The 11606-nt window shown below is 67.8% G+C and carries 10 protein-coding genes; 7 read left to right on the plus strand and 3 right to left on the minus strand.

From position 1 onward, the window contains the following. Window positions 1–79: 79 nt before the first annotated feature. Genes guaB through guaA form a run of 3 tightly spaced genes read left to right on the plus strand, consistent with a single transcriptional unit; the run spans window position 80 to window position 4427 of the window. Window positions 80–1603, plus strand: a complete 1524-nt coding sequence (gene guaB, locus RIU96_RS04470) for an IMP dehydrogenase (RefSeq protein WP_136650834.1) — start codon at window positions 80–82, stop codon at window positions 1601–1603. A 51-nt stretch (window positions 1604–1654) separates the two neighbouring features. Further along, window positions 1655–2821 (plus strand): GuaB3 family IMP dehydrogenase-related protein, encoded by a 1167-nt coding sequence (locus RIU96_RS04475; RefSeq protein ID WP_136650835.1) that lies wholly within the window; start codon window positions 1655–1657, stop codon window positions 2819–2821. A gap of 49 nt (window positions 2822–2870) precedes the next feature. After that, window positions 2871–4427 carry a glutamine-hydrolyzing GMP synthase gene (gene guaA, locus RIU96_RS04480; protein ID WP_136650836.1) on the plus strand — a complete coding sequence of 519 codons (1557 nt, stop codon included), beginning with the start codon at window positions 2871–2873 and terminating at the stop codon, window positions 4425–4427. A 2-nt stretch (window positions 4428–4429) separates the two neighbouring features. Here the strand turns inward: guaA and RIU96_RS04485 are convergent, their stop codons facing one another. Beyond that, window positions 4430–5494 (minus strand): PspC domain-containing protein, encoded by a 1065-nt coding sequence (locus RIU96_RS04485; RefSeq protein ID WP_144739913.1) that lies wholly within the window; start codon window positions 5492–5494, stop codon window positions 4430–4432. Window positions 5495–5606: 112 nt separating this feature from the next. Between RIU96_RS04485 and RIU96_RS04490 the strand changes: the two genes are divergently transcribed. Then, window positions 5607–6794, plus strand: coding sequence for an ATP-binding protein (locus RIU96_RS04490; protein WP_144317399.1), 1188 nt, complete (start codon window positions 5607–5609; stop codon window positions 6792–6794). 3 nt (window positions 6795–6797) lie between these two features. Here the strand turns inward: RIU96_RS04490 and RIU96_RS04495 are convergent, their stop codons facing one another. Then, window positions 6798–7883 (minus strand): oxidoreductase, encoded by a 1086-nt coding sequence (locus tag RIU96_RS04495; RefSeq protein ID WP_144739910.1) that lies wholly within the window; start codon window positions 7881–7883, stop codon window positions 6798–6800. 76 nt (window positions 7884–7959) lie between these two features. On the opposite strand from RIU96_RS04495, the gene RIU96_RS04500 reads away from it, so the two are divergent. The 3 genes from RIU96_RS04500 to RIU96_RS04510 all read left to right on the plus strand — a co-directional run bounded on the left by RIU96_RS04500 (window position 7960) and on the right by RIU96_RS04510 (window position 10917). Beyond that, window positions 7960–8607, plus strand: a complete 648-nt coding sequence (locus tag RIU96_RS04500; RefSeq protein ID WP_144317397.1) for a LuxR C-terminal-related transcriptional regulator — start codon at window positions 7960–7962, stop codon at window positions 8605–8607. A 74-nt stretch (window positions 8608–8681) separates the two neighbouring features. Further along, window positions 8682–9371, plus strand: coding sequence for a DnaE2-dependent mutagenesis accessory factor ImuA' (locus RIU96_RS04505; RefSeq protein ID WP_311205142.1), 690 nt, complete (start codon window positions 8682–8684; stop codon window positions 9369–9371). Window position 9372: 1 nt separating this feature from the next. Then, window positions 9373–10917, plus strand: coding sequence for a Y-family DNA polymerase (locus tag RIU96_RS04510; RefSeq protein ID WP_144822722.1), 1545 nt, complete (start codon window positions 9373–9375; stop codon window positions 10915–10917). Between the two features lie 8 nt (window positions 10918–10925). Here RIU96_RS04510 and RIU96_RS04515 read toward each other — a convergent pair whose 3' ends face one another. After that, a complete protein-coding gene (locus RIU96_RS04515) occupies window positions 10926–11354 on the minus strand; it encodes an AMIN-like domain-containing (lipo)protein (RefSeq protein ID WP_144822723.1) in 429 nt (142 codons plus the stop codon). Window positions 11355–11606 lie beyond the last annotated feature (252 nt).

Genomic DNA, 11606 nt, shown 5'->3' on the forward strand with positions numbered 1-11606 from the left:
AATTCCGGTGCCGCGATATATCATGACGTAAACGACCGGGATGAACATCGGCTTTTCTATTTAAGGGGAGATGCGGTTTATGGCGACCGAGCGAGTACTCACAGGCGGAGACGACCCAAACAAGGTGGCTCTGCGCGGCCTGACCTTCGATGACGTGTTGCTGCTTCCCGCCGAATCCCACATCGTCCCCTCCGAGGTATCGACGGCGACGCAGTTCACCCGCAACATCCGGCTTGGCATCCCGATCGCGTCTGCCGCGATGGATACCGTCACCGAGTCGCGTATGGCGATCGCTATGGCGCGTCAGGGCGGTATCGGCGTGTTGCACCGCAACTTAAGCGCCCGGGACCAAGCGGAGCACGTCGACATTGTGAAGCGCTCTGAGTCCGGAATGATTTCGGATCCCGTCACCGCCTCTCCCGAGATGACGCTGCACGACGTCGACGCGCTGTGCGCCCGGTTCCGCATCTCCGGCCTGCCTGTCGTCGATGACTCGGGCACCCTCGTCGGCATCATCACCAACCGCGACATGCGCTTCGAGGCGGATTTTGACCGCTCCGTGTCCGAGGTGATGACGGCAATGCCGCTCGTGGTGGCCCGCGACGGGGTGTCCAAGGAGGAAGCGCTGGCGCTGCTATCGGCCAACAAGGTGGAAAAGCTGCCGATCGTTAACGAGGCTGGGTCGCTGACCGGCCTGATCACCGTGAAGGACTTCGTCAAGTCCGAGCAGTACCCCAACGCGTCGAAGGACAGCCAGGGCCGGCTGCTGGTGGCCGCCGGGATCGGCACCGGCGAGGACTCCTACGACCGCGCCGGGCTCCTGGTCGAGGCCGGCGTCGATGCGCTGGTGGTCGATTCGGCGCACGCGCACAACAACCGCGTGCTCGAGATGGTCGCGCGGGTGAAGAAGGACTTCGGCGACCGGGTCGATGTTATCGGCGGCAACCTCGCCACCCGCAGCGCGGCCCAGGCCATGATCGATGCCGGTGCGGACGCCATCAAGGTTGGTATAGGCCCGGGTTCGATTTGCACCACGCGCGTCGTCGCTGGCGTGGGCGCGCCACAGATCACGGCGATCCTTGAGGCGTCGGTGCCGGCGCACAAGGCAGGGGTGCCGGTGATCGCCGACGGCGGCATGCAGCATTCCGGCGACGTCGCTAAGGCGCTGGCGGCGGGCGCATCCACGGTGATGCTGGGCTCGATGCTGGCGGGGACAAAGGAGGCCCCGGGCGACATCGTCGTCGTGGGCGGCAAGCAGTACAAGCGCTACCGCGGCATGGGCTCGATGGGCGCGATGCAGGGCCGTGGGTTGTCGGGGGAGAAGCGTTCGTTTTCCAAGGACCGCTACTTCCAGGCGGATGTCGCCAGCGAGGATAAGCTGGTGCCGGAGGGCATCGAGGGGCGCGTGCCGTACCGCGGTGAGCTCGACTCGATTACGCACCAGATTGTTGGCGGTTTGCGCGCGGCGATGGGCTACACCGGCTCGTCGTCGGTCGAAGAGCTGCAAACCAAGCAGTTTGTGCAGATCACCACCGCTGGCCTGCGCGAGTCCCACCCGCACGACATCACCCAGACCGTCGAGGCCCCCAACTACCGCGGCTAAGCATCCGTTTATCGACGCCCACCTGACCACTACCCAAGAAAGCGAACGTACATGCGCGATTACGTGGAGATCGGAATCGGGCGCGAGGCCCGCAAGGCATACCGGCTAGGCGATATCTCTCTGGTGCCCTCGCGTCGCACGAGGTCCTCCTCGGACGTGGACACGAGCTGGCACATCGACGCCTACACCTTCGACATGCCGCTGGTTGCGCACCCGACGGATGCGCTGGCGAGCCCCGAGTTCGTGATCGAGATGGGAAAGCGCGGCGGTCTGGGCGTGCTCAACGCCGAGGGGATCCTGGCGCGCCACGCCTCGTTCGAGGAGGCCGTATCCCGCGTTGTGGGGTCCGGTGTGAAAAGCGAAGTCGCTGATTCCGATTACTCGATTTCGGAGTTTCGCCGCGCAAGCCGTGACACCACGGCTGCCCTGCAAGAGCTGCACGCCGCGCCGCTCGACCACGACCTGCTTTCCGAGCGCATCGCCCAAGTCCGCGACGCCGGGGTGACCGTTGCCGTGCGCGTCTCCCCGCAGAACGCCCGCGAACTCGCGCCGGTTGTGATCAAGGCCGGGGCCGAGCTCCTGTTTATCCAGGGCACGGTCATCTCCGCGGAGTACGTCAAGCGGGGCGGGGAGCCGCTGGACCTGAAAGAGTTCATCGGCAGCCTCGAGGTGCCCGTGATCGCGGGCGCGGTGTACGACTACACCACCGCAACCCACCTGATGCGCGCCGGCGCGGCGGGCGTCATCGTCGGCTCCGGAGCGGTGTCGAGCTACCCCTCGGTCGGCGTGGGAGTGCCCATGGCCACCGCCATCGCCGACGTCGCTGCAGCGCGCCGCGAGTACCTCGACGAGACGGGCGGGCGCTACGTCCACGTGATTGCCGACGGGGAGATTCTCAGCAGCGGGGATGTCGCCGCGGCGATCGCCTGCGGCGCGGACGCCGTGATGCTTGGCCTGCCGCTTGCCCAGGCAGAGGAAGCGGGGGGTCAGGGCTACTACTGGGAATCGGCGGCCGCGCACCCGCGCTACCCGCGGGGTTCGGTAGAGCCCTACGATCTGTTCGGCAAGCGTATCCCCCTCGAGCGGGTGCTCCACGGCCCCGCTGCGGAACCCAACGGGACGACAAACGTGGTCGGAGGTTTGCGCCGCATCATGGCAAAGTGCGGTTACACGGACATCAAGTCGTTCCAGAAGGTTGGTCTGACGGTTCAGCGCTAGCGCTGCCGGAGTATTTTCGCCGGCGGCGCGTCGGCTAATATCTGCAGTTGTGACTACAGCCCAGCAGCGCCCCGTCCTTGTTGTCGATTTCGGAGCCCAGTACGCGCAGCTCATTGCTCGCCGCGTGCGCGAAGCCCGCGTGTACTCGGAAGTCGTTCCCTCCACGGTGACAGCCGCGGAGGTGCGGGAGAAAAACCCCGTGGCGCTCGTGCTTTCCGGCGGTCCCTCATCCGTCTACGAGGAGGGCGCGCCGCAGCTCGACCCCGAGATCTTTGAGCTGGGGTTGCCCATCTTCGGCATCTGCTATGGCTTCCAGGTGATGACCCAAGCGCTCGGCGGCAAGGTAGAGAAGACCGGCGCGCGCGAGTACGGGCGGACCACGATGCTGAGCACCGACGGGGTGCTCCACGGCGGTCTGCCGACCGAGCACCCCGTGTGGATGAGCCACGGTGATTCCGTTACCCAGGCCCCGGAGGGTTTCGTGGTGTCCGCGTCGACGCCGGGTGCTCCCGTGGCGGCTTTTGAGAACGTCGAGAAGCGGTTTGCGGGTGTTCAGTACCACCCGGAGGTCATGCACTCGCCGCACGGGCAGCAGGTGCTTACGCGCTTTTTAACCGACATTGCGGGCTTGGAGCAGTCGTGGACGGCGTCGAACATTGCCGAGCAGCTCATTGAGCAGGTGCGTGAGCAGATCGGTGAGGACGGGCACGCGATCTGCGGCCTGTCCGGCGGCGTAGACTCCGCCGTCGCTGCGGCACTCGTGCAGCGCGCCATCGGCGACCGTCTGACCTGCGTCTTCGTCGACCACGGCCTGCTGCGCCTGGGCGAGCGCGAACAGGTGGAGCAGGACTTCGTCGCCGCGACCGGCGCGAAGCTGGTCACCGTCGACGAGCGCGAGGCGTTCTTGGACAAGCTGGCGGGTGTGACCGAGCCGGAGGCGAAGCGCAAGGCCATTGGCGCGGAGTTCATCCGCTCCTTTGAGCGCGCCGTGAGCACCGTGCTGTCGGACCACACCGTGGATTTCCTGGTGCAGGGCACGCTGTACCCGGACGTTGTTGAATCCGGCGGGGGAACGGGCACCGCGAACATTAAGAGCCACCACAACGTGGGCGGGCTGCCTGACGACGTCGAGTTCAAGCTCGTTGAGCCGCTGCGGCTGCTGTTCAAGGACGAGGTGCGCGCCGTCGGACGCGAGCTGGGCCTGCCCGAGGTGATCGTCAACCGCCAGCCCTTCCCGGGCCCGGGCCTGGGCATCAGGATCATCGGCGAGGTCACCGAGCAGCGTCTGGAGACGCTGCGCCAGGCGGATGCGATCGCGCGCGAGGAGCTCACCCGCGCGGGCCTGGACAGCCAGATCTGGCAGTGCCCGGTGGTGCTGCTTGCCGACGTCCGCTCCGTCGGTGTCCAGGGCGACGGACGCACCTACGGCCACCCGATCGTTTTGCGCCCGGTCGCCTCGGAAGACGCGATGACGGCTGATTGGGTGCGCGTGCCGTATGAGGTGCTCGAGACCATCTCCACTCGCATTACCAACGAGGTCTCTGAGGTCAACCGCGTGGTTGTGGACATCACGTCGAAGCCGCCGGGGACCATCGAGTGGGAGTAGCCCTACGCCGCGCGAACCTCAATGTCACCGATACCAACGGTGACGTTGAGCTGCAGCACCCCGCCGTCGGCGTCCTCGTTGAGTGTGTCTGGGCAGTTGTGGGTTCCGATACCTTCCCCGCACGCGAACTCCACGCGGGTGTCCCGAGGAGGGATGATCGTGAGGGTGCCCACTCCGTGCTGGACGTCGACTTCGCGGTCGTCGTCAAGCGGCTTCAGGCCAGACAGGTCGAGCGTCGCATCGCCGATGCCCGAGCTGTAGGAGGACGCGAGGTCGTCGGTTGCGGTGATAGTGGTGTCCACCGGCACCTCGGGTTTGTAGATGATGTATGCGCCGGCTGCGCTGACCAGGACAATCGCCGTGAACAACGCGATGCCTAGGCCGACGAGCCACCCCACCCACCGGTTACGGTTGGGCGCTTGCGTGACGACGGGCTCCGTTGGCGGTTCCGGCAGGTGCCAGAGCTCGGGGGCAACGCCGAGGGGATCCCACTGCGGCGGGGTGGTGCGACCCACGGTGGGGTGCGGGTAGCCGGCGGGGGTTGTGAGGTGGGAGGTTTCAACCTGCGGCCCAGCGGTGGTGGCGCTGGTGGAGACGCTTAGCCCCGCCGGCGGTGCGGGATGCGCGCGGTGCAGCAGGTAAAACGCCCCGGTGGCGATAAAGAGGGTGATCACGGACGCGGTGGCGAGGCCGCCCGTGCCGATCGTGATGGAGGGCAGGAAGATGATCAGGCCGACAAGCAGTGCCCAGCCGGTGTCGCGGTCCTTCTTTTCCAGCGCGCTGAGCTGGACTTTAGGGGTGTTGATGGCGCGCCATGGCGAGGTGGTCATGCCGTAGCGGGGCATGTTCATCCACAGCAGGAGGTAGACGAAGATGCCGCCGCCGAAGGTCAGGGTCAGGCCGACGAAGGCGAGGCGGACGATGATGGGGTCGATTTGGTAGCGGGCTCCGATGCCCTCGCACACGCCGGCGACCAGGGCGTTGCCGCCCTGGCTTTTGGGAATGCGTACGGGGCGGGTGTACCACATGTCTTTGAGCGTTGTCTCGATGCTGGTGTTGGTGTCCATGACTTAAGGATCGCGCGTGAGGGCCTCGAAGCGCTATCGGGAAGCGCCCTGATTTCGCGGTTCAGGGTTATCCCTGATTTGCCTGAGAAGTTTAAGTGCAACAATCGGGGGCATGACTTCTACCACCGCGTATACCCCTGCCCCGGGGCGGCTGTACCCGCGTTTCGAGCGGCGCCGCTCCGGCCGCGTCGTTGCGGGAGCGGCGGCGGGGCTGGCCACGCACCTTGGGGTGCGGGTGCAGTGGGTGCGCATCGCGTTGGCCCTGTCGTGCTTCGCCAGCGGTTTGGGGCTGATCCTGTACGCGCTGCTGTGGGTGTTTACCCCGCTAGAAGCCACGAAGACACCCCCTGACGCCAATGCGACCGGCGATTGGCCGCGGGTGTCGTACGTGCTGATGGCGGCGGTCGGTTTGGCGGGGGCGGCCGTGTCGATCACGGTGGTCGGCGGCGCCGGTGGCGCGTTTTCCTTCATCCTGGGCGTCGTCGCCGTTGGTGCGGTGGTGGCGTGGCAGGCGTACGACCGGGGGATGTCGTCGGCAAGCAATGTCGTGGCGCTGGCGTTGGGCATCGTGCTGGTGATGGGCGGGGTGCTGGCGATCGCGCTGTCGGGCGAGGCCGCGGGCACGGCCAACATCGTGGTCGCGGTCGTGGCCAGCATGTTCGGCGTGCTGCTGCTCGTCGTCCCGCTCATCGTGCGCCTGGCGTCTTCACTTGTGGAGGAGCGCCAAGCCAAGGCCGTGGCGGACCAACGCGCGGAAATCGCCTCGCGCCTTCACGATTCGGTGTTGCAGACGCTGGCGCTGATTCAAAAGCGGGCCAGCGACCCCGAGGAGGTCGCCAGGCTCGCGCGCGGCCAGGAGCGCGAGCTGCGCACATGGCTTTTCGACGCTGAGGACACGCGCAGTAAGCACACGACCGCCACGGTGTTCGCCGCGCTGCACAAAGCGGCGGGGGAGGTCGAGGACCTCTACTCGGTGGTGATCCGCCCGGTCACCGTCGGCGAGGACGTGGCCTTTAGCGAGGCGACGGAACCGATCGTGCTCGCCGCGCGCGAGGCCATGGCCAACTCCGCCAAGCACGCTGGCGTGGACACGCTTGACGTGTACGTGGAAAACCTCGCCGGTGAGCTCAGCGTGTTCGTGCGCGATCGGGGCTCGGGCTTCGACGTCGACGCGGTGCCGGAGCACCGCCACGGGGTGCGCGACTCCATCGTGGGACGCATGGAGCGCGCCGGGGGACGCGCGGTGGTGCGGTCGTCGATAGGCGAGGGCACCGAGGTTGAGCTGAGCTTGAGCGTCTAGGCGCTACAGAGCGGGGTAGTCGTTGTAGCCGGTGTCCCCGCCGGTGTAGAACGTGGAAGCATCCGGGGTGTTCTCCGCGGCGCCGGTCTTCCAGCGCTCGATCAGGTCCGGGTTGGCCAGAAGCGGGCGCGCCACCGCGGGCCCGTCCGCCCAGCCGTTTTCCACCATCGCCACGGCCTCCTCGCGCGAGCTGGTGCGCTTTTCCAAGATGGTCGTGTTGGCGAAGATGGTGCCGGCAAAACGGTCGCGCACAAGCTGCGCGCACGGGCCGGCCAGGTCGGGCTGCTCAAGCGAGATGTAGGCGAGGCCGGTGTCGGACAGGGCGTCGACAAGCACGGCGTAGGTTGCCAGCGTGTGGTCCTGGTCGGACTCGTCGACGCCCTGGATGCTCACGCCCGGGCAGATGCGGATGCCGAGCCGGTCGGCGCCGATCTCCGCGGCGACGGCTTGGGCAACCGAGATGGGGTACGCGGCGCGCTTGGCGGGGGTGCCGCCGTATTCGTCGTCGCGGACGTTGGAGTTCTTGCCCAAGAAGGTGTGCAGGAAGTAGCCGTTCGCGGCGTGGAGCTCGACGCCGTCGAACCCGGCGTCCATCGCGCGGCGCGCCGCGGCGACGAACTCGCCCCGGGCGCGCTCGAGTTGCTCGATCGTGGCTTCCGCAGGCGTGGCGTAGGGCAGGTGGTTGCCCTCGGCGTCGCGGGTGTGGCCGTCGTGGGCGACGGCGCTGGGCGCCTCCACGGGTAGACCGGTGATCTCCGAGTGCGTGTTCCAGCCCGCGTGCATGAGCTGGACCACGATGGTTCCGCCGGCGTCGTGCACTGCGTCGGTGACCTTGCGCCAGGCGGGGATGTGCTTATCGTCGTAGATGCCGGGCTGGAGGAACTGGACGCGGCCCGCCTGCGAGGGCGAGGTGCCGTCGGTGACGAGCAGCCCGACGGAGGCGCGGTCGCGGAAGTAGCGCACCATGCGGGGCGTCGGCGTGCCGTCGGCGGCCGCGCGCAGCCTGCCCATCGGTGCTTGCATCACTCGGTTACGCAGCTTCAGGGCGCCGGCGGTGATTGGTTCCCAAAGGATATCGGTAGAGGTCATGGGCTCCTCTCGGTGAAATAGATACGGTGTTTTCGTGGGCGGGCCCCATGCTACGCCGCCCTGTAAGTTGGGGGCTATGAAAGTCTTCCTGGTTGATGATCACTCCGTTTTCCGCGCCGGCGTGCGCGCCGAGCTCGCCTCCAGGTTCGACATCGCCGGGGAGGCGGGCACGGTCACGGAGGCAACCCGCGGCATCAACGCCCAAGAGCCGGACGTCGTGCTTCTCGACGTCCACATGCCCGACGGCGGCGGCCTCGCGGTGATTCGGGGCGTGGCCGCGTCGACAAAGTTTTTGGCACTGTCGGTCTCGGACGCCGCCGAGGACGTCATCGCGCTGATCCGCGCCGGGGCCCGCGGGTACGTGACCAAAAACATCGCGGGCGACGAGCTTGCCGAGGCCATTGAGCGCGTCCACGGCGGGGATGCCTACTTCTCCCCGCGGCTGGCGGGGTTCGTGCTCGACGCGTTCGCCTCCGGCGGGGTGGTCGAAGACCCGGAGGGCGAGCCCGTCAAGGTTGAGGACCCGCTTGTCGACGCCCTCACCAGGCGCGAGCTGGAAGTTCTCCGCCTCCTCGCCCGCGGCTACACCTACAAGGAAATTGGCACGCAGCTGTTCATTTCGGTGAAAACGGTGGAGACGCACGCGTCGAATATCCTGCGCAAGACGCAAACGTCGAACCGGCACCAGTTGACGCGCTGGGCGGCGGACCGCGCGTTGGATTAGCGCCGTAAAATCATAGAAAGTACGTTCGACCTCGCCTGTTGCCGGTGTCGCGGCGCGGGTGCATACTTAGTGGCGTGAGTGGAACACCTATTCGACTATCCGCGGAGCCGCAGGCGCTCGAGCCCACCCGGGCCGAGCGCATCGCTGAGCTGCGTTCGCGCATGGCCGATATGGGGGCGCACGCGCCGCAGCGCGTCTTGCCGGACGCGGACGTGCTCGGAGTCGGTGACCAGTTCCACCGCGTTTTGCCTGATGGTGGGGTGCCGCGCCGGGCTGTGACCCACATCAGCGACACGCCCGCGCTGGTGGTGGAGATCATCGACTGCGTCACCGCCGAGGGAGGGTTCGCAGCCGTGGTGGGCTGGCCCGAGCTCTCCTACGCCGGTGTGGCCACCCTAGAACGGGTCATCGCGGTGCCCGAGCCGGGCATCGACCCGCTGGCCGTCGCCGGGGTGCTGGTCGAGGGCCTCGACCTAGTGGTGCTGCACACGCCCCAGCCCTTGAACCTGAGCCCGGTGCGCGCGAGGCCGCTGTTGGCGCGCGTGCGCAAGGGGAAAGCTGCGTTGCTCACGGTCAACGCCCGGGTCCCCTCGCCGGCGCTGAGCATCACCGGTACACTCGCCGGGTTCCACGGCATCGGCCGCGGCGCCGGGCGCATCGTGGGCATGGACATGCGCGTCGAAGCGGCCGGGCGCCGCACCGCCTCGACGGTGATCACCCTGGGCCAGGCCCCGCGGCCCGCGGGCGTGAGGGCGGTGAGGTGAGATGCGGGTGGCCGCGATCTGGTTTCCGGACTGGCCCGTGCAGGCTGCGCGCCTCGACGCCGACGATGCGCTGCCCGAGCCCGTCGCCGTGGTCGCGCAGCACCGCATCAAGGTGTGCTCGCGCCAGGCGCGCTCCCGCGGGCTGCGCCGGGGGATGCTGCTGCGCCACGCCCAGGCGCTGGTCCCGGAGCTCACGGTTGTCGAGGACAACCCAGATCGCGACGGGCGGATGTTCGCGGCCCTGGCCGCGGGTTTCGACGACGTCGCCTCCTCCGTCGAGGTTGTGCGCCCAGGGCTGGTCGTGGTGGATCTCGCCGCCGCCGCGAAGTTCCACGGCGGCGAGGACATCGCGGTTGAGATGCTTATCGACGCCGCCGCGCGCCGCGGTATCGATGCCTTTGCCGGGGCGGCGGACGAGCTGGCCACGGCGATCGTCGCTACGCGGTCCTCGGCGCTTGTCCCGAAGGGCGAGTCGGCGCAGTTCCTGGCGGCGCAGCCGCTGCGCGTCCTGCTCGCCGAGGTGGCTCTGGCGGCCGACGCGGAGACCGTCAAGGCGCTCGGCCAGCTCGGCCTGGCCACCCTAGGCGACATCGCCAACGTGCCCGCAACGGCGATGTCCACGCGCTTCGGCGCGCGCGGCACGTACATCCACCGCATCGCCCGCGCGGCACCGGACCGCCGCGTCGCCCCGGAGCTGCCCGTGGCGGACCTGGCGGTGGCGATCACCCCTGAGGACCCGATCGAGCGCGTCGACGCGGCGGCGTTCGCGGCCCGCGCCCTGGCGGCGAGCCTGCACGAGCGGCTCAAGGAGGCGGGGAAGGTGTGCCTGCGTCTGAAAGTCACCGCGGAGCTGGGCAGCGGCGAGCGCGTTGAGCGCGTGTGGCGCACCCGGGAGGGCTTAAGTGAGTCCGCCACGGCGGACCGGGTGCGCTGGCAGCTCGACGGCTGGCTCACCGGAGGCGGCGCAGGCCAGATCACCTCGCTGATCCTCGAGCCGCTCGAGCTGGCGCAGCCCGAGGTCGTCGGCGAGCTGTGGGCGGACGGGACAACCACGGATGAGGCGCGCCGCGTGGTGGAGCGGGTGCAGTCGCAGCTCGGCATCGACGCTGTGGTGCAGCCCAGGCTCGTCGGCGGGCGCGGCGTGGCCGAGCGCATCGAGCTGGTGCCGTACGGAGAAAGCGTCAACGAGCCGCAGGCGGCGCCGTGGCCGGGGGCAATCCCCCCGCCGCTTCCGGCGCGCCTCGGCGGGGGCATCGAACACCCATCCTCCAAAGTGCTGCTTATCGACGCCACCGCCAAACCAGTCGGAGTCACCGCCGAGGTGCTCCTTACATCCGCACCCTACGCGCTGGGGTGGGGTGACAAGCGGTACCTGGTCACCGGGTGGGCAGGCCCATGGCCGGTGGACGAAGGCTGGTGGGCCGGGGTGGCCAACAGAGTCGCGCGGCTGCAGGTGGTGGGCACGCGCGAAAACGGCAGCGAGCCGTGCGGGTGGCTTCTGATGTGGACGCGGCAACGCTGGCGGGTGGAGGCGGTGTACGGCTAGAAGGTGAGTCAGGCCTTGGAGATGTCGACGACCAGGCGCGTGGGGTCGTCGAGAAGCTGAACCGAGTAAGGCAGGGTCGAGCGCAAGCCGACGACGATCTGGGCGCGGCCCTCGTACGTGCCCGCGTGGACGATGTCGACCACGTTCGAGGAGCTCGACGAGATGTCGATGGGTGTTGCCGCGTCGAGGCCGGCTTCGGAGCGGCTGATTGTGCCGTCGATATTGATGTTGAGGTAGGAGCTGCCTGCCACTTTGACGGGTTTGCCTGCGGTTTCCTGCAGCGGGGAGGGCACGTAGTTGACAAACCACCCCGGCTCGCCGGTGCCCGCGAAATCGACGGTGAGCCTGTCGAACCCGCTGTGGCTGTCGATCGTGATCGCCGATACCGCGAGATGCGCGGGCTCGGCGGGGCGCTGCGTTTTGGGGGACTGGTCCATGGCCGCTGGCGAAGCGTACGCCCCGCGTTGGGCGACACCGACCTTTGCCGAGACGGTATCCGCAGCGGTGGTCGAGGAATCCGGGGCAGCGCACGAAGATACGGCGAATGCGGTCGCGGCGATCGCGACACCTATTCCCCGTAAACGTCTAACCACCAAAGACATATCTGTCACCGTATCCAGTCGTAGCGTTAGAACGAAATCACGAGCACCACTGAGATAAAAAGGTTACAAAACTGTTGCCTAATTCAC

Source organism: Corynebacterium sp. Z-1 (genome assembly GCF_031844665.1).
Taxonomy (GTDB): Bacteria; Actinomycetota; Actinomycetes; order Mycobacteriales; family Mycobacteriaceae; genus Corynebacterium; species Corynebacterium sanguinis.